This window comes from Microbacterium sp. VKM Ac-2870 (genome assembly GCF_015350795.1).
Lineage (GTDB): Bacteria > Actinomycetota > Actinomycetes > Actinomycetales > Microbacteriaceae > Microbacterium.
The window spans coordinates 335,215-356,950 of record NZ_JADKSH010000002.1; the positions used below are offsets into that span (position 1 = coordinate 335,215).

The 21,736-nt window shown below is 70.1% G+C and carries 21 protein-coding genes; 11 read left to right on the forward strand and 10 right to left on the reverse strand.

Annotation, left to right across the window (positions count from 1 at the left end; translation table 11 throughout):
* The first annotated feature begins 45 nt into the window (after positions 1 to 45).
* Together ITJ43_RS05495 and ITJ43_RS05500 are read left to right on the forward strand one after the other, a co-directional pair.
* On the forward strand, positions 46 to 1,434 hold the full coding sequence (locus tag ITJ43_RS05495) for an MFS transporter (protein ID WP_194582819.1): 1,389 nt from the start codon (positions 46 to 48) through the stop codon (positions 1,432 to 1,434).
* A gap of 17 nt (positions 1,435 to 1,451) precedes the next feature.
* Complete coding sequence (locus tag ITJ43_RS05500; RefSeq protein WP_194582820.1) at positions 1,452 to 3,347, forward strand: FAD-dependent monooxygenase; 1,896 nt, start codon at positions 1,452 to 1,454, stop codon at positions 3,345 to 3,347.
* A 67-nt stretch (positions 3,348 to 3,414) separates the two neighbouring features.
* Here the strand turns inward: ITJ43_RS05500 and ITJ43_RS05505 are convergent, their stop codons facing one another.
* Together ITJ43_RS05505 and ITJ43_RS05510 are read right to left on the reverse strand one after the other, a co-directional pair.
* Complete coding sequence (locus ITJ43_RS05505) at positions 3,415 to 5,166, reverse strand: Na+/H+ antiporter (RefSeq protein ID WP_194582821.1); 1,752 nt, start codon at positions 5,164 to 5,166, stop codon at positions 3,415 to 3,417.
* A 120-nt stretch (positions 5,167 to 5,286) separates the two neighbouring features.
* A complete protein-coding gene (locus ITJ43_RS05510; protein ID WP_194582822.1) occupies positions 5,287 to 6,951 on the reverse strand; it encodes a thiamine pyrophosphate-binding protein in 1,665 nt (554 codons plus the stop codon).
* A gap of 140 nt (positions 6,952 to 7,091) precedes the next feature.
* Here ITJ43_RS05510 and ITJ43_RS05515 point away from each other — a divergent pair, with 140 nt between their 5' ends.
* Entirely contained in the window at positions 7,092 to 8,159 is a 1,068-nt protein-coding gene (locus ITJ43_RS05515; RefSeq protein ID WP_194582823.1) for a winged helix DNA-binding domain-containing protein, read from the forward strand.
* 28 nt (positions 8,160 to 8,187) lie between these two features.
* Here ITJ43_RS05515 and efeB read toward each other — a convergent pair whose 3' ends face one another.
* The 3 genes from efeB to efeU are packed head-to-tail and all read right to left on the reverse strand — an operon-like array spanning position 8,188 to position 11,665.
* Entirely contained in the window at positions 8,188 to 9,501 is a 1,314-nt protein-coding gene (gene efeB / locus ITJ43_RS05520; RefSeq protein ID WP_194583184.1) for an iron uptake transporter deferrochelatase/peroxidase subunit, read from the reverse strand.
* Positions 9,502 to 9,512: 11 nt separating this feature from the next.
* Positions 9,513 to 10,742 (reverse strand): iron uptake system protein EfeO, encoded by a 1,230-nt coding sequence (gene efeO / locus ITJ43_RS05525; RefSeq protein WP_194582824.1) that lies wholly within the window; start codon positions 10,740 to 10,742, stop codon positions 9,513 to 9,515.
* Positions 10,739 to 11,665 carry an iron uptake transporter permease EfeU gene (gene efeU / locus ITJ43_RS05530; protein WP_194582825.1) on the reverse strand — a complete coding sequence of 309 codons (927 nt, stop codon included), beginning with the start codon at positions 11,663 to 11,665 and terminating at the stop codon, positions 10,739 to 10,741. The genes efeO and efeU overlap by 4 nt, the downstream gene beginning before the upstream one ends.
* A 263-nt stretch (positions 11,666 to 11,928) precedes the next feature.
* Here efeU and ITJ43_RS05535 point away from each other — a divergent pair, with 263 nt between their 5' ends.
* The gene (locus ITJ43_RS05535) at positions 11,929 to 12,186 is read left to right on the forward strand and encodes a hypothetical protein (RefSeq protein ID WP_194582826.1); all 258 of its coding nucleotides are present in this window, start codon (positions 11,929 to 11,931) and stop codon (positions 12,184 to 12,186) included.
* An 11-nt stretch (positions 12,187 to 12,197) separates the two neighbouring features.
* On the opposite strand, the gene ITJ43_RS05540 is transcribed toward ITJ43_RS05535, so the two are convergent.
* Positions 12,198 to 13,640 (reverse strand): XRE family transcriptional regulator, encoded by a 1,443-nt coding sequence (locus tag ITJ43_RS05540; RefSeq protein ID WP_194582827.1) that lies wholly within the window; start codon positions 13,638 to 13,640, stop codon positions 12,198 to 12,200.
* 124 nt (positions 13,641 to 13,764) lie between these two features.
* Between ITJ43_RS05540 and ITJ43_RS05545 the strand changes: the two genes are divergently transcribed.
* Positions 13,765 to 15,657: a phosphoenolpyruvate carboxykinase (GTP) gene (locus ITJ43_RS05545; RefSeq protein ID WP_416361061.1), complete on the forward strand. Its 1,893-nt coding sequence runs from the start codon at positions 13,765 to 13,767 to the stop codon at positions 15,655 to 15,657.
* 21 nt (positions 15,658 to 15,678) lie between these two features.
* Here the strand turns inward: ITJ43_RS05545 and ITJ43_RS05550 are convergent, their stop codons facing one another.
* From ITJ43_RS05550 to ITJ43_RS05560, 3 genes are read right to left on the reverse strand one after another with little or no spacing between them, the layout of a single operon-like run.
* The gene (locus ITJ43_RS05550; protein ID WP_194582828.1) at positions 15,679 to 16,032 is read right to left on the reverse strand and encodes a hypothetical protein; all 354 of its coding nucleotides are present in this window, start codon (positions 16,030 to 16,032) and stop codon (positions 15,679 to 15,681) included.
* On the reverse strand, positions 16,029 to 16,601 hold the full coding sequence (locus tag ITJ43_RS05555; protein WP_194582829.1) for a hypothetical protein: 573 nt from the start codon (positions 16,599 to 16,601) through the stop codon (positions 16,029 to 16,031). The genes ITJ43_RS05550 and ITJ43_RS05555 overlap by 4 nt, the downstream gene beginning before the upstream one ends.
* A 5-nt stretch (positions 16,602 to 16,606) precedes the next feature.
* Positions 16,607 to 17,152, reverse strand: coding sequence for an RNA polymerase sigma factor (locus tag ITJ43_RS05560; RefSeq protein ID WP_323741134.1), 546 nt, complete (start codon positions 17,150 to 17,152; stop codon positions 16,607 to 16,609).
* 209 nt (positions 17,153 to 17,361) lie between these two features.
* Here ITJ43_RS05560 and ITJ43_RS05565 point away from each other — a divergent pair, with 209 nt between their 5' ends.
* The 6 genes from ITJ43_RS05565 to ITJ43_RS05590 are packed head-to-tail and all read left to right on the forward strand — an operon-like array spanning position 17,362 to position 19,725.
* Positions 17,362 to 17,784: an Asp23/Gls24 family envelope stress response protein gene (locus ITJ43_RS05565; RefSeq protein ID WP_194582830.1), complete on the forward strand. Its 423-nt coding sequence runs from the start codon at positions 17,362 to 17,364 to the stop codon at positions 17,782 to 17,784.
* Positions 17,781 to 17,978 (forward strand): DUF2273 domain-containing protein, encoded by a 198-nt coding sequence (locus ITJ43_RS05570; protein WP_194582831.1) that lies wholly within the window; start codon positions 17,781 to 17,783, stop codon positions 17,976 to 17,978. Before ITJ43_RS05565 ends, ITJ43_RS05570 begins: the two co-directional genes overlap by 4 nt.
* Positions 17,979 to 17,980: 2 nt before the next feature.
* A complete protein-coding gene (locus ITJ43_RS05575; RefSeq protein ID WP_194582832.1) occupies positions 17,981 to 18,301 on the forward strand; it encodes a hypothetical protein in 321 nt (106 codons plus the stop codon).
* A complete protein-coding gene (locus ITJ43_RS05580) occupies positions 18,298 to 18,912 on the forward strand; it encodes a hypothetical protein (protein WP_194582833.1) in 615 nt (204 codons plus the stop codon). Before ITJ43_RS05575 ends, ITJ43_RS05580 begins: the two co-directional genes overlap by 4 nt.
* A complete protein-coding gene (locus ITJ43_RS05585; protein WP_194582834.1) occupies positions 18,909 to 19,469 on the forward strand; it encodes a hypothetical protein in 561 nt (186 codons plus the stop codon). Before ITJ43_RS05580 ends, ITJ43_RS05585 begins: the two co-directional genes overlap by 4 nt.
* Positions 19,470 to 19,527: 58 nt before the next feature.
* Positions 19,528 to 19,725: a CsbD family protein gene (locus ITJ43_RS05590; RefSeq protein ID WP_194582835.1), complete on the forward strand. Its 198-nt coding sequence runs from the start codon at positions 19,528 to 19,530 to the stop codon at positions 19,723 to 19,725.
* Positions 19,726 to 19,796: 71 nt separating this feature from the next.
* Here ITJ43_RS05590 and ITJ43_RS05595 read toward each other — a convergent pair whose 3' ends face one another.
* Entirely contained in the window at positions 19,797 to 21,713 is a 1,917-nt protein-coding gene (locus ITJ43_RS05595) for an ABC transporter ATP-binding protein (protein WP_194582836.1), read from the reverse strand.
* Between the last annotated feature and the right edge of the window lie 23 nt (positions 21,714 to 21,736).

Sequence of the window (21,736 nt, forward strand, 5' to 3'; positions counted from 1 at the left end):
CTGTGCCCACGCGACAGAGACGTCACATCACCCTGGGAGTCACCGATGACCGCACCCACATACGAGCCCGCGGGTTTCACCCCGACCGGCACGATCGCCGCCCACACCGACCGCCGTCGCGTGGTCTTCGCCACCATCGTCGGCACCACCGTGGAGTGGTACGACTTCTTCATCTACGCCTCCGCGGCGGGCTTGGTCTTCGGCCAGTTGTTCTTCGCGCCGGCGGGCGAGGGCTTCGCGCAGGTACTCTCCTTCATCACCGTGGGCATCAGCTTCCTGTTCCGCCCCTTCGGCGCCTTCCTCGCAGGCCACTTCGGCGACAGGTACGGCCGCCGACTCGTGCTGATGGTCACGCTCATTCTGATGGGCGTCGCGACAACCCTCGTGGGCGTTCTGCCGACGTATGCCGCGATCGGCATGGCTGCGCCCATCCTGCTGGTGCTGCTGCGCATCCTGCAGGGAATCTCCGCGGGCGGTGAGTGGGGCGGCGCCGTGCTGCTCGCCGTCGAGCATGCGCCGAAGAAGCGGCGCGGCCTCTTCGGCGCATCGCCGCAGATGGGCGTGCCGCTCGGTCTGTTGCTCGCCTCGGGCATGCTCGCCCTCATGGCGCTCGTGGCCCCCGGTGAGGCCTTCCTGCAGTGGGGCTGGCGTGTGCCGTTCCTCCTCTCGTTCGTGCTGATCGTCATCGGCTACTACGTGCGCCGCCGCGTCGAGGAGAGCCCTGTGTTCACCGAGCTGGCGGAGCGCAAGGAGGAGACGCGGATGCCGATCGTGCAGCTGTTCCGCCGTCACGCGCTGCTCGTGGTCATCGCCGCGCTCGTTTTCGCGGGCAACAACGCAGTGGGGTACATGACGACGGGCGGCTACATCCAGCGGTATGCGACCGACCCGAAGGGCGCCATCGGCCTGGCCACCGCCGACGTTCTCGGCGCGGTCACCGTGTCGGCCGTCACGTGGCTGCTCTTCACCTTCATCTCCGGGTGGATCTCCGACCGCATCGGGCGGCGCTCGACCTACCTCATCGGCTGGGTCCTGCAGCTGGTCGGCGTCTTCCTTCTGTTCCCGCTGGTGAACACGGGCTCGATCGTCAGCTTGACGCTGGGTCTCGTGATCCTCACCGTGGGTCTCGGCTTCACCTACGGGCCCCAGGCGGCGCTGTATGCCGAGCTGTTCCCCGCATCCATCCGCTTCTCCGGCGTCTCCATCTCGTACGCCATCGGCGCCATTCTCGGTGGGGCGTTCGCGCCGACGATCGCCCAGGCGATCGTGCAGGCCACCGGATCGACCACCGGTGTCACCTGGTACCTCGTCGGCATGACGGTGCTGGGCCTGATCGCGACTCTGCTTCTGCGCGACCGCAGCGGCATCCCGCTCGGCCCCGATCACGAGGCGGAACAGTCCGTGAGCCCGGTCTACGGCGTGTCCCGGTTCTGAGCCGGAAAGGCGAAACGATGCAGTTCCACCACCACGGCTACGTCTCCGCCGACCCGCGGGTGCTCCCCGCGGCAGGCACGGGGATCGACCGCCCCGCCGATCTGCCCGACGAGGTCGACGTGCTGATCGTCGGGTCGGGGCCGGCCGGCATGCTGCTGGCCGCGCAGCTGGCGCAGTATCCCGACGTCGTCGCGCGCATCGTCGAGCGGCGCGAGGGGCGCCTGTCGCTCGGGCAGGCCGACGGCATCCAGCCGCGCAGTGTCGAGACGTTCCAGGCGTTCGGCTTCGCCGAGCGGATCATCGCCGAGGCCTACAACATCGGGTGGATGAACTTCTGGGGTCCCGACCCCGACGACCCGCGTCGCATCGTGCGCCGATCGCGCACCGCCGACTACGCCTACGACATCAGCGAGTTCCCCCATCTCATCGTCAACCAGGCGCGAGTGCTCGACTACTTCGCCGAGGCCGCCGCCCACGGGCCGGGTCGCATCGTGCCCGACTACGGCATCGAGTTCGCCGGACTCACCGTCCACGACGCGGGGGAGTACCCCGTCGAGGTGCGGCTGCGTCACGTCGCGGGGGAGCGTGCCGGACAGGATCGAACGGTGCAGGCGAAGTACGTGGTCGGCTGCGACGGCGCCCGCAGCGGCGTGCGTGCCGCCATCGGTCGCGTGCACGTGGGCGATACCTCGCAGCACGCCTGGGGCGTGATGGATGTGCTCGTGGAGACCGACTTCCCCGACTGGCGCATCAAGTGCGCGATCAACGCCGAAGCGGGCAACATCCTGCACATCCCGCGCGAGGGTGGCTACCTCAGCCGTGTCTACGTCGATCTCGGTGCCGTCGCGGACGACGACGACCACCGCGTGCGCCAGACGCCGGTCGAAGAGATCATCCGCCGTGCGAACGAGATCCTGCATCCCTACACGCTCGATGTGAAGAGCGTCGCCTGGCACAGCGTCTACGAGGTCGGGCACCGGGTCACCGACGGCTTCGACGATGTGCCAGGAGGCGCTCGCGATCCCCGCGTGTTCCTCACCGGCGACGCGTGCCACACGCACAGCGCCAAGGCGGGGCAGGGCATGAACGTGTCGATGCAGGACGGGTTCAACCTCGGCTGGAAACTCGGTTCGGTGCTCACGGGGCTGAGCCCGGCATCCCTCCTATCGACGTACGGCACCGAGCGCCGGCCCGTTGCCCAGCAGCTGATCGACTTCGACAAGGAGTGGTCGACGCTCATGGCGCGAAAGCCCGAAGAGATCTCCGATCCCGCCGATCTGGCCGCCTACTATCTCGCCACGGCCGAGTTCCCCTCGGGCTTCATGACCACGTACGCCGCCGAGACAGGCGTGGTCGCCCGCGGCTCGCACCCGAACCTCGCGACGGGCTTCCCCCTCGGCAAGCGGTTCAAGAGCGCACCGGTGACGCTGGCCGCCGACGGCAACGCTGTCCACCTCGGACATCACGCGAAGGCGGACGGGCGGTGGCGGTTGTACGCGTTCGCCGACCGGTCGGGCAGCGCGCCCGACTCCGCCCTCAGCCGGTTCGCGACCTGGCTGGCCGACGACCCGCGATCGCCGGTGCGGCGTCACACCCCGAAGGATGCCGACATCGACGCCGTCTTCGACGCGAAGGTCATCTACCAGGAAGGGTTCGAAGAACTCGACGTGACGCAGGCGCCCGCGATCTTCCGGCCCCGCTCTGGCGCGCTGGGCCTGACCGATTGGGAGAAGGTCTTCACCGCCGCGCCCACCCGCTGGAACGACGTCGACATCTTCGACGCGCGCGGGCTGTCGCGGGGAGGCGTGCTCGTCGTCGTCCGCCCCGATCAGTACGTCGCCGCGGTGCTGCCGCTGGATGCCACCGACGAGCTGGCCGCGTTCTTCGCGGAGTGGATGCTGCCGACGGCGTGACGGTTCGGGGCGTGTCGAGACGTTGAGCGAGGCCCGAAGGACCGAGTCGAAATGCAGAACCCCGCACTCAGTCCAGGTCGTCGACCCCGCTGAGGCGCAACTCCTCCGCATCCAGATGGGCTTCGAGCCGCCGCGCCAGCAGATCGTCGACCGTGCCTTCACGGCGCAGCCGCAGCAGCACCTCGCGCTTGCGGTCGAGCAGGGCGAGCTTCAGCCGCGTCATCTCCTCGAAGCGCACGAGCGGCGAGCGCTGGGTCAGATCGATCCCGGTCGACGCCGCCAGCATCGTCAACGCGACCGTGCCATCGGCGGCGGTCGTCCCGGCATCCACGACCGTCTGGGCACCCGTGTCGGGCGCCGACGGAGCCGACAGCATCCCCTCGAGCTGCACGATCTGGTCGGCGTCGCTGGTCGCCTGGGCGCGGGCGAAGGCCCGGGCGTTGGCGAGCTCCAGCATGTCGTAGCCGTCCTGACGCGCCCGCTCGCGCACCTCGTCACTGACAGCGTGCTCGGCGGCGATGTCGTCGAGGGCAGCGATGGCCGCTCCCGTGATGGTGCGCTGCGCGAGCTCGATCTCATCGGCGGCCCAGCTGTCGTTCGGCAGCTTCGCCCAGCGGACGATCGCGGGCAGCAGCGGCCCCTGCACCAGCAGGCTCAGCACGATCACCCCCGCCGTCACGAAGACCACGGCGTCGCGTCCGACGAGCGGGTCTCCGGATGCCGTGGTCAGCGGCACCGACAGGGCGATCGCGAGCGACACGGCTCCGCGGAAGCCCGCGACCGTGCTCACGACGCGGGCGCGATTGAGTGAGCCCGGACCCGAACGGGCGGTCAGGCCCGGATTGCGCGGGCGCGAGAACGGCGACATCAGCAGTTGGAAGAGGTAGCGGACCACGAGAAGCGCTGCCCACGCCGAGACGGTGAGAAGCACGAGTCCCCAGATCTCACTCGGTGAGATCTCGTGCAGCACCAGTTGGACCTCGAGCCCGATCAGCACGAACAGGGCGCCGTTGAGCAGATACACGCCGAACGGCCATGCGGCCGTCGCCGTGCGGCGGGAGGCAGCCGTCGTGATGCGCGGCGATGCCCACGCGACGATGAGGCCGGCGAACACCACCGCCAGCACGCCCGACGCACCCACGAGCTCGGCGAGCAGGAAGGCCGTGAACGGCACGAGCAGCAGCGTGACGTTGATCGACAGTGCGCTGCGCATGCGCCGCAGCGACACGTACGCGAGGGCCGCGATGACGATGCCCGCCGCCGCGCCGCCGAGGTACGACACCAGAACCGTTCCGGTGATCGACCAGCCCGTGACGGTGTCGCCGAGGGCGACGGAGACGGCGATCGCGTACAGCACCAGAGCCGTGCCGTCGTTGGTGAGGCTCTCGGCCTTGAGCTTCATGAAGGTCCGCTGCGGCAGCAGGCGGCCGAGGGCGGCGACTGCCGTGGCATCGGGCGGCGCGACGGCGGCGCCGAGGATCATCGCGGCCGGCCAGGGCAACCCGAACATCGCCCCGATCCACGCCACGGCGAATGCCGACGCGACGACGAGCAGGGTGCTCATCGGCACGATGTAGCGCAGCGACCGGCGCACGCCGCGCAGCGACGTCGTCATGCTCTCCCAGAAGAGCATGACCGGCAAGAACAGCAGCAGCACGGTCTCGGGCGGCAACTCGATGTGGCGTAGCTCCGGCACGAATCCCAGGAGCAATCCGATGATCAACAGCACCAGCGGTGTCGCCAATCGCAGGCGCGGAGCCAGGATGGTTCCTGCCAACACCGCGAGTCCGAGGAGGACCGTGACTTCCAGACCTTCCATGGCACCCCGTTCGTTCGCGCTGCGGCATCCACCGCCGGATTTCGTCGATGCCCAGTGTGCGCCACAAACACAGCGTTCTGATAGGCCCTCGCATTCCCGCGTTCGCCCGATGCGCGAACGCTAGGAGTTCACGCGGATGATCTCCTGTTGGTACGGCGCGATCACGTCGCCCGAGATGCGGCAGTCCAGCAGCAGGAAGGGGCGCTCGGATGCCGGGATCGCCGCCCACGAGGCGAGTACCTCGAGGTCGGCGAGCGTGCGGACGACGACGCCGTTCGCCCCGACGGAGTCAGCGAGCCCGGCGAAGTTCACCTCGGGGATGAGCATCGGCTCGCGCGCGAGCCCCTGGAGGCCGTACAGATTGACCTCCGCGCTGTAGGCCGCATCGTTCCAGACGACCGCGAGCCCGCGGCCGGCCGCGACGCGCACCGCCGACTCGAGGTCGGCGAGAGCCATCAGGCCGCCGCCGTCGCCGGTGGACAGCACGATGGTCGCGTCGGGTTTGGCGAGCGCGGCGCCGGGCACCGAGGGGAATCCGAGACCGATCGACTGGTACGCCGTGCCGACCATCATCATGCGATCCGGCGATGCCACGGGCCAGTACATGTTCGCCCACCCGAGGAAGTGGCCGCCGTCGGTCACCACGACCCGATTGCGCGTGGAGGGGGAGCTCTCCAACAGTTCGCCGATGCGCACCGCGACCGACCGAGGATCCAGCCGACCGTCGGGGGCGAGGGCATCGCCGGTGTCGCGGGCACGCAGCGCGGCGATGTCGATACTCTCCCGCCACCGGCTCGCCGACCCGCCGAGGGCGGACAGTTCTTCGCACAGTGCCTCGGCCACCAGCCGCGCATCGCCGCGGATGAAGCCGCCGACGTGGGGGTGGGTCGCCGCGGGTGCGACGTCCACCTGCACGACGCGGGTGCCCGGGGCGAACAGTGCGCCGAACCGCATCGTGAACTGGTTGAGCCCGGCGCCGAAGACCACGGCGACATCGGCGGTGGAAATGAGCTCCATCGCCGCCTCCGTGCCGAAGCCACCGGTCACCCCGAGGTCGTACTCGCTGCGGGGGAAAATGCCGCGGCCGAGCGCCGTCGTCGCGGTGACCGCCCCGATCGCGTCGCCGAGGCGGCCGAGCGCGTCATCGGCGCCGGCGATCCACGCGCCACGGCCGGCGATCAACACGGGCCGCTCGGCGACCGACAGTGCCCGGGCGAGGTCGGCGACGGCGGCGCGGGCGAACGGAGAAGGAACGATCGGCGCGGGAAGCGTCGGATGCGGCGCCGCGGGAACAGGGCCGGCCTCGAGCTTCGCGACGTCGTAGGGGATCGCGAGCACGGTCGGCACCCGGTAGGCGAGGGCATGTTCGATCGCGATGACAGTGGTCGCCGCGGCATCCGTGCGGCCCACGGTGTAGGTGCGGGCGCCGACGGCCGACGCGAGCGCGATCTGGTCGACGTCCCACGGGCGCGGGCCCGATGTCGGCTCGTCGCCGACGACGATCACCAGGGGAACGTGCGCCTGCACGGCTTCGGCCAGAGCGGTCAGCATGTTGGTGAACCCCGCGCCGTAGGTGGCCGTCGCAGCGGCGAGCCGGCCGCTGGCGCGGTGATAGGCGTCGGCGGCGACGACGCCGCCCGCCTCGTGGCGGACGGCGGTGTAGTGCACGTCGGTGGAGCGCTCGAGCGCATCGAGGAAGTGGGCGTTGCCGTTGCCCATCACTCCGAAGACGTGGTCGATGTGGGCGGCGAGGGTCTGGGCGACGTGCGCGGAGACGGTAGGCATGGGTCCTCCGAGAGACGGGACGGTGAATGGATGCCGTATGTGTCTCTCGTGCCCTTTTTTCGAGCACCGGCCGCAACGTCGCGCCCGGACGGTTCCGAGTATAGGGGCGCGATGTCGGGCGTGGGCGGCAGGATGGGGCCATGGACCTCGCGCCCCTCCGCGCCGCCCGCCTGGCGGCGCACCGGCTCGACCGGCCCGCCGCCGATCCCGTGGCCGCGGCCCGGCGACTCACCGCCACGCAGGCGCAGGAGTTCTGGGCGGGACGCTGGGCCCTCGGCATCCGGACAGCAGGGGAGCCGACCCTCGCCGATGTCGACCGGGCTTTCGAGACCGGCGCGATCGTGCGCTCCTGGACGCAGCGCGGCACGCTGCACATCGTCGCGGCAGAGGACCTCGGGTGGATCCTCGCGCTCACCCGCGAGCGCCAGCAGCGCCAGGCAGTCGGGATGCATCGCCGGCTGGGGATCGATGCCGATGCGATCTCTCGCGCCGAGCGCGCCGTCCGCCCGGTGCTCGCCGGCGGCAACCGCCTGACCCGCGCGGAGTTCGCCGACGTCGTCACCGCCGCGGGAGGCGATGTCACCGCGTCGCGCGGCAACCATCTGCTGTCGGCGCTCGCCGTCCGCGACGTGGTCGTCTTCGGCCCGGTCGTCGCCCGGGAGGGAGCGCCCACGCGCGAGCAGTACCTCGTCGCCGCCGACGAGTGGATCACCGACGCGCGAAGCCCCGCTGAACCGCTCGCAGAACTGCTCGTCAGATACCTGGCGGGCCACGGCCCGGCGACGCTGGAGGACTTCCGCTGGTGGGCGGGGTTGCCGCTGGGGCTCGCGCGCGCCGGAAGGGAGGCTGCCGCGGAGCGCGTCACCGAGATCGGGGACGCACTGTTCGTCGCGGACTCCAGGGAGATCGAGCCGACCGCGCAGCCCCCGGACGTGCTCGCGCTGGGCCCCTTCGACGAGTACTACCTGTCGTACGCAGATCGCTCGCGGGTGTGCCCACCGGGCCAGCTCGCAGCGATCGGTCCGATGCTCAACGGGATGGTCCGTCCGGTCCTCGTTGCCGCCGGCGAGGTGGTCGGTACCTGGCGGCATTCGACCGCGGTGGGCCGACACCATCTCGATCCGGTGCCCGAGCTGTTCTCTGCGCACGTCGACGCGGCATCCGTCGATGCCGCGCTAGCGCGCTTCGCCCGCTTTCTTCGCGGCTGACCAGATCGCCCCGGGAGAGGAGGTGGGCTCAGCTGAACAGACCCGCGCCGACGTACGAACCCTCTGTCGCCCCGGGCGGAACGGCCCATACTCCGGAGCCGATGTGGCGGATGTACTCGTTCAGCAGATCCGTGGACAGTGAGCGCTGCAGGGTGATGAACTGCTCGGGCGAGCGCTGGTAGGCAAGGAAGAAGAGTCCCGCATCCAGGCGGCCGAGGTCCGTATTGCCGTCGACGTAGTTATACCCGCGTCGGAGAATCCGGATGCCTCCGTTGACATCCGGATGAGCTCGGTGCACGTGGCTGCGGGGGTCGATCGCCGGCCGTCCTGTCGCGCCGGGCGCGGAGAAGTCGGGCTCGGTCTGCTCGCTGCCGCCCGACAGCGGCGCGCCGTGCGCCTTGTCGCGCCCGGTGATGCGCTCCTGCTCGCTCAGGCGCACGCGATCCCAGGTCTCGATGAGCATCGCGATCTTGCGTGCGACCAGATAAGAGCCGCCGACGAGCCAGGCGGGCTCGTCGCTCTCGCCGACCCAGACGTGCGCGTCGAGCGCGGCGCTGTCGTCGGCGAGGATGTTCGCGGTCCCGTCTTTGAAACCGAAGAGGTTTCGCGGCGTCGCCTGGTCGGCGGTGGTCTTCGAGGTCTTTCCGAACCCGAGCTGCGACCAGCGCAGGCGAGCCCGGCCGAAGGCGATGCGGCTGAGGTTGCGGATGGCGTGTACCGCGACCTGCGGATCGTCGGAGCAGGCCTGGATGAAGAGGTCGCCGCCGGTGTGGTCGGGCGACAGGTCATCGCCCAGGAATGCCGGCAGCTTCTTCAGCAGCGCCGGTGCGCGATCGGCCAGACCGTAGCGGTCGGTGCCGTCGTCGGCGGTGAAGAGCGTGGGGCCGAACCCGAACGTGATCGTCAGTCCGTTGGCGGCCAGCCCCACAGCTTCGCCCGTGTCGTCCGGCGGGGCCTCGGGCGAACCGCCCACCGCGCCGCTCGCGGTGACGTCGAGGCCTTGCGTCATGCGTGATGCGGCGTAGGTCCAGTCCTGCAGCAGCTCGATGAGGTCGGCGCGGGTGGTGCGCGCCATCATGTCGAACGAGGCGAAGTGCAGGTGGTCCTGTACCGGGGTAGTGATGCCCGCCTGGTGCGCTCCGTAGAACGCGTACGGCGAGGTCGGCGCCGCCGCACGCGAGCGGCCGACGGCGACTCCCGCCGCCGCACCGGCACCGGCGCCCACCGCGAGACCGGCCGCGCCGACGCCGGCGGCGAGGCCGAGCAGTCCACGCCTGCTGAGGCCGGGCTTCGGCGCGTCGGCGTGCGCCCCTCGCTCCGCGCCGGGGGCAGACCCGGTCATCGTGTCCTCGCTCACTGCAGGATCGTCGACGTGAGCTTGGACAGCGGCTCGGCCAGCGCGTTGATGAGGTCGGTCAGCTGTCGCTTGTCGGCTTCGGTGAGCTGGCGGTAGTTCACGAAGCCGGCGCTGAGCGAGCCGTGTGTCGCGAGGGCGGCTTCGAGGTCGGCGTAGCCCGAGTCGATACGCCCCGAGAGCTCCGAGCCCTGGGCGCCGGAGGCGACGGCGAAGTCCTTGACGAGCGAGAACGCCATCTTGGAGCCTTCGACGTTCGCGGCGAAGTCGTAGAGATCGGTGCCGCTCCACCAGTCCTCTTCGCCGCTGATCTTTCCCGTCGCGACCTCATCCAGAAGGGAGATCGCGCCGTTGGAGATGCCCGCGATGCCCTGCTCGTCGAGTGCCTTCAGGAAGTCGTCGGAATGCACGTAGTCGTTGAGCTGGCCGACGTCGGCGATCAGCTGAGCGCCGTGCGTGGCGCGCTCTGTGGGCGTCGACGGTGCCCAGTTCTGCCAGGCCGGGGTGGCGCCGTCGGCGTTGAGCGCATCCTGAGACGGAACCCAGAGGTCCTTCTCGATGCGGTGGAAGCCGGTCCAGCTGAGTCCCGCCGCCACGGCATCCACTTCGCGGTAGTCGATGCGCGGGTCGAGATCGCCCAGCGATTCGGCCACGGGCTCGATGCGCTCGTAGTAACCGCGCGTCGTCGGGAAGAGCGCGCGTGCCTTCTCATCGTCGCCCGACTCGTACGCGGCCACGAACGTGGCGGTGGCGGGAACGAGCTGCTCCACCTGGTCTTTCACGAACGCGGCGTACAGGTCGACGGCCTTCTGCTTCTGGGTGGCGTCGTCGCCCGATGCCTTCACAGCGTCGCCGGTGACCGAGAATGCCGCCCGACCCACGCCGTCGCCGACCATGCCGGGCTTGCAGAGCGTGAAGTAGTCGCCGGGCTGTGCCACGACCGTCAGCGTGCGGGAGGCGCCGGGAGCAATGTTCTCGACCTCGCCGACGATGCGCAGACCGTCTTTGGCGAGCAGATAGAACTCGGTCACCTGAGAGCCGCTGTTCGCCACCGAGAATGCCAGGGTGCCGCTGGTGGCCGTGCCCGTCGACACCTCGCACGAAGTATCGGTGGACGTGACGGTCAGGGCGCCGGAGGCGGCGACATCGGTCTTGGCGACGCAGCCGGCCAGAACGAGGGCGGTCGCGCCGAGCGCGGCGACGACTCCCCAGGTGCGCATGCGGGTCATGAGGCTCCTTGGTGATGCGGGACGGGAGAGGGGGAGGCGGATGCTGCGCGGGCGGGACGCCGGCGCAACCCGCGGACGAACAGGGTGCCGACGATCGCCATGAACACGACCCACGCGACGACCTGCAGCCACGACATCTGAGGCATGAATCCGACCGTGGCCTGCAGCAGAGCGGCCAGCCAACTGTCGGGGGCGATCGCACCGGACACGTCGAAGGCCCAGCCGAAGGGGAATGCGGAGGCGCCGACGGCAACGGTGCCAGCCGCGTCCAGGGGAGCGAGTGCGGAGAAGGGCCCGGGCAGTGCGCCCGCCTCTTGCAGGTCGTGGATCGCGTAGGCGAGAACCCCGGCGGCGACGACGACGAGGAACGCGCCGGTCCACCCGAAGAACACGCGCAGATCGAGGCGTACCATTCCGCGCGCGAGCAGCCAGCCGAGCAGGACGGCGGCGATCAGACCCAGCAGTGCACCGAGCAACGCCGACGGCGTGGCTCCGAACGACTGGACCATTGACCACAGCAGCAGCGTGGTCTCGATGCCCTCTCGTGCGACCGACACGAAACCGATGAGCACGATGCCCCACAGCCCGCCGGTGGCGAGGGCGCGGTCGATGCTGCCTTCGAGCGTGGCCTTCATGGTGCGCGCGGTGCGCTGCATCCAGAAGATCATCCAGGTGACCATGGCCACCGCGACGAGCGAGAGCAGGCCGCCGATGAGCTCTTGCGCCTCGAACGTGAGTGCGTAGGCGCCGAACGTGAGGACGGCTCCGATGCCGACGGCGAGAGTGACCGCGAGTGCGACACCGATCCAGAGGCGGGGCAGCACATCACGGCGACCGATGCGACCGAGATAGGCGACGAGGATGCCGACGACCAGCGCGGCTTCGAGGCCTTCGCGGAGGCCGATCAGGAAAGTGGCGAGCACGTTCGTCTCTTCGGTTTGTTCGGGTGGGGGAAGCGAGAGTCGACGCCCGCTGCCCCCTCGCAGTCTCACCGGTCATCGCCGGTGAGGTTAGGCGAACCTCACTAGCAGCGAGCGTACATGGATCAGGGCGGCGCTGCCAAGCGCGTGACGCGGGCCGTGGCGTGGGCGACCGCCGTCGATCATCCGGCCAGACGGGGATCGACCGTCGGATCGGCATAGGGACTCGGGCACCCCTGCAGGGCGGCATCGGCGCGGAACTCGACGTGCCGCTACGCACTCGCATCGAGTTCGTCCGCACCGGTGGTCGGCGGGAGACGTGGGCCATGCAGCAGATGCAGCGGTGCATCGCGGCGCTCGCGCACGAACGCTTCGCGACCCACGTTCCCAACGACGACCGCACCCTCGACGAGGTCGTCGAGTGGATCGCCGCCGACGCGGGCCTCGAGCTCGTCCGTCCACGGTTGACGCCCACGCTCCTCCGGCTGCGGCGGCTCGCCGTCGGCATCCGGCACATCCGCTGACGGGCTGCGGGTCAGCCCTGGGCGTGACGGTCGAGGAACGCGTAGACCTCGCCGTCGTCGACGCCCGGGAACGCGCCACGGGGAAGCGGTGAGAACATCTGCATGTGCACGCGCGCGCTTGGCCACGCGCGTCCCTCCCAGCGCGCCGTGAGGGCGGAATCCGGTCGGCGGCAGCATGATTCGTCGGGGCATGTCGAGGTCGCCCGCTTCTGCGTCTCGCGTCCGCGGAACCAGCGTGCGTCGTCGAAGGGGACCCCGACAGTGATCGAGAACTCGCCGTCGGGGGTTTTGCCAGTCTGGCTCGAGCACCAGAAGGTGCCGGTCGGAGTGTCCGTGTACTGATAGTGCTCGATCGTGCGGTTCTGCTCGGAGAACGCCGACCGGGCGGCGAAATGCCGGCACACGACCTGGCCTTCCACCGATCCCGTCACATCCATCGGCAGGGGCAGTTCGTCGTTCTCATAGGCGCGACTGATCGCCCCCGAGCCGTCGACGCGCAGGAAGTGCAGGCGGATGCCGAAGTGCTCAGTCAGCAGGTTGGTGATCCTCATTCCCGCCGCCTCATGGGTCACGCCGAAGGCGTCGCGGAAATCTTCCACGGCGAGGTTGCGGTCCTTCTTGGCCTGGGCCAGGAACGCGACGGAGGCGGTCTCGGGCATGAGGCAGCACGCCGCGAAGTAGTTGATCTCGAGGCGCTGCTGCAGAAAGTCGGCGTAGTCGGTGGGCGGAGTGTGACCGAGGAGGCGATGAGCCATGGCTTGCAACGCCATGGAGCGGAGGCCATGCCCGCCGGGGATGGATGCCGGGGGCAGGTAGATGCGACCGTTCTCCAGGTCGGTGACCGAGCGGGCCGAATGGGGGAGGTCGTCGACGTAGATGAGTTCGAATCCGAGCCGCTCGGCCATGAGGCTCACGGTGCGATGCGTGAGCGCACCGGAGACGTGACCGGCCGCCTTGAGATGCTTCTCGGCGAGTTTCTCGATGTCGGGCAGGTAGTTGTCGCGCGCCCGCATGCGCAGGCGCAGCTCGGTGTTCGCCCGCCGTGCTTCCTCGGGGGTGGCGATCGCCGCCCGCTCGCGGCGCTGCAGTTCGCGGTGCAGACCGAGCACCGATTCGATGGTCTCGTCGGTGGTCGCTTTCGTCACGCGGATCGGCGGGATGCCGAGACTGCGGAACACGGAGGACGACTGGGCGCGTTCGAGTTCCAGTTCGAGAGCCGCGCGGCGGTTCGGAGGCTCGGTGGAGAGCAGATCGGTCACGTCGGTGCCGGTCGCGGTGGCGATCGCCTGCAGCAGTGAGAGCTTCGGTTCACGCTTGCCGTTCTCGATCAGGCTGAGCTGACTGCCCGCGACGCCGACGATCGCCCCGAGCTCATCCAGGGTGTACCCGTGCGAGATCCGCTGGTGCCGGATGCGATGACCCAGGGTCGACAGTTCGAGAGAGGTGGCCGCCATTCCTTGATGCTAGCGAAAGAATCCCGCTTTTTGATCACACACTTCGCTGTAAACATGGCTCTGAGGCGCGGAAGGTGGAAGGCAAGCACCGACGATACGGATCCGCCTCGCTGAAGGAGCTGACATGGCCATCGCCGACCTGTCCCCCCACCCCACCGCCCTTGTGACCGCCCACGGAGGCGGTACGGCGCCGGCGATGCGGTTCGGCCGTCGGCCGGCGCTCGCCGGCGCCGGCCTGGAAGCGCTGTTCGCCTGGGTCGACGACATCGCCGAGCTCACCCAGCCCGCCCGCATCCACTGGGTCGACGGCACGCGCGGCGAGAACGAGGCGCTGCTGCGTCAGCAGGTCGACGAGGGCAAGCTCATCAAGCTCAATCCCGAGTGGCGGCCCGGCTCGTACCTCGCCCGATCCCACCCGAGCGACGTGGCCCGCACCGAGGCGCGCACCTTCATCGCGTCGGAGCGGGAGGAGGATGCCGGGCCCACGAACAACTGGGCGGCGCCCGCCCAGATCCGCGCCACGATCACGCCCCTGTTCGAGGGGTCGATGCGCGGGCGCACCATGTACGTCGTCCCGTTCTCGATGGGCGCGGTCGGTGGTCCGCTGTCGCACATCGGCGTGCAGATCACCGACAGCGCCTACGCGGTCACCTCGATCGGCATCATGACGCGGGTCGGCACCTCGGTGATCGAGCAGATCGCCGCCGGCAAGCCCTGGGTCAAGACGGTGCACTCCGTGGGCGCACCGCTCGTCGACGGAGAGCAGGACGTCGCGTGGCCGTGCAACGACGAGAAGTACATCGTGCACTTCCCCGACACCCTCGAAGTCTGGTCGTTCGGTTCGGGCTACGGCGGCAACGCGATCCTGGCCAAGAAGTGCTTCGCGCTGCGCATCGCCTCGGTCATCGGCCGCAATGAGGGCTGGCTCGCCGAGCACATGCTCCTCATCCGCGTCATCAGCCCGGAGGGGCGGAGTTTCCACCTCGCCGCCGCGTTTCCGTCGGCCTGCGGCAAGACCAATCTCGCGATGCTCCGTCCGACCATTCCCGGCTGGCGCGTCGAGACCCTCGGCGACGACATCGCGTGGCTGCGTCCCGGCGACGACGGTCGCCTCTGGGCGATCAACCCCGAGGCCGGATTCTTCGGCGTCGCGCCGGGAACCGGTGAGACGACCAACGTCGCGGCCGTCGAGACGCTGTGGGGCAACACGATCTTCACGAACGTCGCACTCCGACCCGACGGGGACGTCTGGTGGGAAGGACTCACCGAAGACGTTCCCGCAGAGCTGACCGACTGGGAAGGCAACCCCTGGACGCCGGAATCCGGTCGCCCGGCCGCGCACCCGAACTCGCGGTTCACCGTGAGCGCCGGCCAGTGCCCGCAGATCGCGCCCGACTGGGAGACCCCGGAAGGGGTGCCGCTGGACGGCATCCTGTTCGGCGGTCGCCGCGCCACCAACGTCCCGCTGGTCGTCGAGGCGACCGACTGGTCGCACGGCGTCTTCCTCGGCTCGACCATCTCGTCGGAGCGCACCGCCGCCGCCGAGGGCACCGTCGGCGAGCTGCGCCGCGACCCGTTCGCCATGCTCCCGTTCTGCGGCTACAACATGGCCGACTACTTCGGGCACTGGCTGAAGGTCGGTCAGAAGCTCCGGTTCGACCGCGCGCCGCGCATCTTCCAGGTCAACTGGTTCCGCAAGGGCGACGACGGCCGGTTCCTCTGGCCCGGATTCGGCGACAATGCCCGTGTCATCGACTGGATCATCCGTCGCATTGAGGGTCGGGTTCCGGCCGTCGACAGCCCCATCGGCCGGCTGCCGCGCACCGAGGACCTCAACCTCGATGGCATTGATGTCTCCGACGACGACCTGCGGGAGCTGTTCGCCATCGACCGCGACCTGTGGCTGCAGGAGACGGCGCTGACGGAGGAGTTCTACGAAACCTTCGAGGGGCGCGTTCCCGCTGCCCTGCACGCCGAACTCGCGGCCCTTCGCTTCCGCCTCACCCGCAGCGCCTGAGGCGGAAGCGCCCGCTCTCCATCACGGTGAGGGCGTGGAGGGCGTGGCGGGCGTGGCGATACGGCTGACGCGCACGGTGACCCGCACCGCGGGATCGCCCACAGCGGCCCGCACGCGGTTCGCGACCGCGCGCGCCACCTCGTCGACCCGCCCGCCGGCGACGCCGATACTCACGGAGATGTCCACGATGTCGTCGTGCCGCGAGACCACGCTGTACGCGCCGTCGGGAGCGATCGTCGCCCGCCACAGTCGCGTGGGCAGCGGCGCCGCGTAGAACAGCTCGGCGACGCCCGGCACCTCGCGCGCGGCGGCATCCGCGATCTTCGCCACGTCGGCGGGGCGGTCGTCCCGGGTCGAGGTGATCACGTCGCTCATCGGCCGTCCTCCTGCACACGCAGTGAGTCGACGATGACGTCGATCTCGCTCACCGTCCAGCGGGCGTGCTCCTCAAGGGCGTCGCGGACGCCCTGCCGCACGCGGTCGGCGACCCCGAGCAGTCCGGCGTCACGGCCCACGACGCTGTTCAGCACGCTGATCGTCATCCGCACATCGATCCGGTCGGCGTCGGTGAGGGTGACGTCGACGCGCTCGACGAGCACCCCGTCCACCTGGTCGCCGGCGCCGCGGACGAGCCCACGCACCGCCCCCTCGGTGACGACAACCCGCACGGCGTCGTCGTCGAGGAGGGGAAGGTCGTGCCCGGCGCGAGATTCGCGCGCCACCTCACCCAGAATCTGTTGGAACCACGACTCCGCCACATCGGTGCGGGCGTCGCGTTCGAGCAGTTCCCGCGACAGCGCACCGAGGTGCGTCATCGAGTCGAGCACGGCGCGGCACTGGGGGTCGCCGTCGATCGCGGGGATCGCCGGCGTGCGTCCGCGTTCGTGGTATTCCGCGAGTTCGTCCAGGGTGTACCCCGAGTCACCGATCTCATCGCGTGCCATGTCGTTCACCTCCACTCCTGCATACGGTCGTAGATGGTCGCACGGGCTCGCGACAGCCGACCCCGCACGGCGTTCGCCGAGACTCCCAACTCGCGGGCGATCTCGTCGTATCCGTAGCCGCTCACCTCTCGCAGCAGCCACACTGCGCGCTGCTCTGCCGGCAGTTCGTCGAGCACGCGGCGCAGCATGTCCAGTTGAGAGGATGCCACGGCGGACTCGTCCGGCGTGAGCCCGACCGCCTCGGGCTCGGCATCCTCGATCGGTGTGAGAGGACGGACGGAGCGGAGACGATCGGTGGCTTTACGGGCCACGATCGTCGACAGCCACGCCCGGACGCGCTCGGGTTCGCGCAGTTCCGGCAGGCGTCGCCAGGCGGTGATCAGCGACTCCTGCACACAGTCATCGGCGTCGGCGCGCGAGCTGAGCAACCGTGTGGCGAAGCCGATCAGATACCCACTGTGTCGGCGGACGAGCACCGCGAAAGCCCGTTCGTCGCCGTCGGCCGCGCGCGCCGCCAGAATGCCGTCTTCGACGTGCATCAGCGTCTCCACGCGTCCTCCTGCCTCGTGCCGCCCCCAGATACCTCAAGACCGTGCCACGCCGCAGGCGCGGCGCCAAGCCCTTGCGCGGCCGTAGCCCCACCGACTATGCGCCTCACGACGCTCAGCGAACTGCCAGGAAGTCGACCGTGACGAAACGCCGGCGGCGCCCGTCATACCTGTGAACGCGCTCAACCGAGGGTGCGGAAAGGACAGACATCATGGCCATCACGACCACTCCCACCACGACCCCTGCTCCCGCCGTCGGCGGCGGCAAGACCGTCATCGTCGACCCGGTCATCGCGAAGATCGCCGGCATCGCGGCCGCCTCGGTCCCCGGGGTGCACGCGCTGGGTGGCGGAGCCGCCCGTGTGATCGGCAGCATCCGTGAGGCCGTGGGTGCCAAGGACCTCGGTCAGGGCGTGCAGGTCGAGGTCGGCGAGAGGCAGGTCGCCGCTGACATCACGATTGTCGCCGAGTACCCCGAGCAGCTGCAGCGCGTGGCATCCGACGTGCGCACCGCCGTCGCCGACGCCATCACCGAACTCGCCGGCATGGAGGTCACCGAGGTCAACGTGACCGTCGTCGACGTCCACATCCCCGGTGACGACGACACGCCCGCAGCTCCGGAGCGTGTCCAGTGACCGGCGCCGGCGCCACCGTCTGGGGCGCCGTCGCGGGAGCCGTGCTGGCGTTCGCGGCCCTGGCCTTCGGGTTCTGGGGCGTGGTCCTCGTGGCCGTGCTCGCCGCCCTCGGCGCGCTCGTCGGCGCCGTCGTGTCGGGTCGCATCGATCTGCGCGCCGCCGTCGACGCGGCCCGTGGCCGGCGGGTGGGCTGATCATGGATGCCGCACGGCGCACCCCCGCCGCAGGCCGCATCACGGTCGCTGCGCGCGCCTACGAGCGCGTCGCGGCCGCGGTGCTCGCCGACGAGCTCGGCGTGCCGGTGCGCATCACCCGCGCGAGCGTGCGTGATGCGGGCGGGGCCCTGGCGGTGGACCTCACCAGCGGCATCCGCGGCGACGGTCCGCCCGTCGCCGCCGCGGCGGCATCCGCCCGCACCCGTACCGGCGAACGCCTCGCCGCCCTGACCGGTGCCCGCGTCGGCGACATCCGACTGCGCATCACCCACCTCGTCACTCCAGAGAGGGGCCTCTTGTGACCGACACACTCGTCCGTGCGGATGCCGTGGCACCGTCGGCCGTGCCGCCGCACGTGTCGCGCGCGGAACGTGCTCTCGCGAAGCGACTGCGCGGACGTTCGCGCAGCGTCTGGGTCACCGTCGCGCTCGTCGTCGCCGTCGCGGCGGCGGTGCTGCTCGGAATCGAAACCGTGCTGTTCGCGCTCGGGCGGTCGCCCGCTCTGGTCTCCCTCGAGACCGTGCACGCCGCCCTCACCGGCGGGGGGATGACCGGCGCGATCGTCGCGGTCGCCGCGGGGCTGTTCGGGCTCGTCTGCCTGTGGGGCGCGATCGCGCCCGGACGCACCCACCGCCGGATGCTGGTCGCCGGCCGTGTGCCGATGGTCGTTGACGACGCCATCGTCGCGGGAGCTCTCTCCCGCGTCGCCGGCACATCTGCCGCGCTCGGCCACGCCCACGTGAGCACTCGGCTCGGCGCGCGTCAGGCGCGCATCGCCCTCATTCCCGCCACCGGCTTCCCCATCGACCGCACTGCCGTCTCGGCGGAGGTCGACGATCTGCTCGCACAGCTCGGCGCCGCGCCCCGGCTCTCGGCGCGTGTCGACATCGCCTCGGAAGGACGCCTCTCATGACTCTCGCAACGCGCGTGCTCAACCGGCTGACCTTGCTGGTTCTCGCAGCTTGCGGCATCGCAGTCGCGGTGGCCGCGGCCTGGCCCGTCGTCAACAGTGGCACTCCGATGCCTCTGGTCGACCCGGTCGAGGCCGCGATGCGATCAACCGGCATCGCGTCCGCCGCCTGGGCATGGATCGTGGCCGGCGCGCTCGCCGTGCTGATGGTGATCGCCCTTGCGATCGTGCTCACCCGGCCCGTGCGCCACGAGCGTGCTGCGGTCGACGACGGCGGGATCACCATCGACGACGACGTGATCGCCGACCTCCTGCGCGACGCGCTGGCCGATGTGCCGGACATCCTCTCGGTGACCGCGATCACCCAGCGTCGGCGCGCCCGGCGCATCGTCCGCGCGCGCATTCAGGTGCGACCTCGTGCCGACCTGGCCCTGCTCCAGCGCCGCGTCGCGGCCGCGGTCGGCGACGCCGACCGTCGCCTGGGCCTTGCCGTTCCCCTCGTCGTGCAGCTCACCGGAGGACTCCGGTCGACATTCGCACACGAGCGCCGCGTCGCCTGACGCGGCACAACTTCCCCGGAAACGCCGGGGATTCCACCGAAAACGAAAGGAGCTCATCATGGGCCTCGCAGACGACATCAAGAACACAGCCGAGAACCTGACCGGCAAGGCCAAGGAGGCCATCGGCAACCTGACCGATAACGACAAGCTCGTCGCCGAGGGCAAGGCCGACCAGGTCAAGGCCCACGCGAAGGATGCCGCCTCCGACGTCAAGGACGCAGCGTCGGACGTGAAGGACGCGCTCGGCGGAAAGTAGGCCGATCGTGACCAGCGAAGGGCCCGCCGGATCGGCGGGCCCTTCGTCGTGCGCGTCGGAGCGTCAGGCGCTCACACCAGCAGCTGGTGCTTCGCGAGGTCGCGGTACAGGGGCACGGTCTCGACCAGCTCGGAGTGGGTGCCCTGGCCGACGACGCGACCGTGGTCGAGCACGACGATGAGATCGCTGTCGACCACGGTCGACAGGCGGTGCGCGATCACGACGAGGGTGCGGCCGGAGGCGACCGCGTCGATCGCTTCACGCATCCGCTGCTCGTTGAGGCCGTCCAACGACGATGTCGACTCGTCGAGCAGCAGCACCGGGGGAGCGGCGAGCAATGCGCGCGCGATCGCGAGTCGCTGGCGCTCGCCGCCGGAGAGCATGACACCGGCCTCGCCGACCGGGGCGTCGATTCTCAGAGGCGAGCGTTCCAGCACGTCGCCGAGGTTGACCGCCCGCAGCACGTCTTCGCAGGCCTCGTCGGAAGCGGCGGGCGAAGCCAGCCGCAGGTTGTCGGCGATGGTGCCGGCGAGGGTCGGGGCATCCTGTTCCACATAGCCGAGCTGGGCGCGCAGGCGCGTGCGGTCGATGCCGCGCAGGTCGACGCCGTCGAGCAGAATCGCCCCGCCCGTCGGGTCGTAGAAGCGCTCGATGAGCGAGAGAGTCGTCGACTTGCCGGCGCCCGAGGGTCCGACGAGGGCGACGCGCGCGCCGCGCGGCACCCGGAACGAGACACCCCGCAGCACCTCGCCGTCGGTGTCCGACACCTCCACCGTCGCGTCGGCGTGCGCTTCGGCGAGCAGCGCTGCCGCTTCGGTCTCCGAACGGCGGCGCGCGGTGACCACGGCATCCGGGTAGGCGAAGTGCACGTCGCGGAACTCGATCGCGGCCGACGTCGGCTGGTCGTCGTGGGCGGCCGCGGTCGAGATGGGCGAGGTGCCGACCGACACGGATGCCGCGACCTCCGCATCGCACGCTGTCTCGGTGCGCAGGTCGAGTACTTCCTGGATGCGTCCGAGTGCGCCGAGGGCCTGGCCGACCGAGGTGACGGCGCCGAAGAACGAACCGAGCGGCTGGACGAGGAAGAACAGGAACATCACGAAGGTGACGAGTTCGGCGATCGTGATGTCGCCCGACGCGACACGCAGCCCGCCGACGCCGAGGACGACGAGCAGCGAGAGCTGCAGGGCGACGCCGGCGATCGGAACGACGAATGCCGAGGCCTTGGCGACCTGCACGCCGGCGTCGTAGGCGCCCCGGGCGGTCTTCTCGATGCTCTCGCGCTCGCGCTCGGACGCACCGGCGGCGCGGATCGTGCGGATCGAACCCACCGCCCGCTCGACACCGGACGCGAGCTCGCCCACCTTCTCCTGCTGCACTGCCGTCGCGCGGCGGATACGGCCGCTGAGGGCGACCACGACGGCCACCGAGGCGCCGACGACCACGAGGATCAGCACGAGCAGCACGGGGTCGATGATGAGCATCGCGATGATGGCGCCGGCGAAGATCAGCGCGTTGCCGATCGAGTCGGCCAGTCCCTGGGTCAGCACGGCATAGAGCAGCGTGGTGTCGGTGCCCACTCGCGAGACGAGGTCGCCGGTGCGGCGGGCGTCGTACTCCTGCACGGGCAGGTGCAGAAGCTGGGCGATGAGGCGGCGTCGGCTCGAGTAGACGACGGCCGTGCCGGTGCGTTGCAGCAGGAAATGCTGGATGCCGCTGACCAGCGACGAGGCCACCACAAGACCGACGAGCACCCACACCAGCGCGTCGAGGGGCACGCCTTTCTGCACACGGTCGATCAACTGGCCCACCACCAGGGGCTGCGCCAGCGTCGCGCCCGCGGCCAGCAGGCTGAGTACCGCCACGATGACGAGCACGCCCTTCTGCTCGAAGACGAAGGGCAGGAGCTGGCGGAGGCTCGCGCGGGGGCCGTCATCGGCGGAGCGGCGGCGACCTCGGGTGGGGCGGGTGGTGCTGGCGGAGGACATAGGTGCTTTCCTGCTGTGTTCGG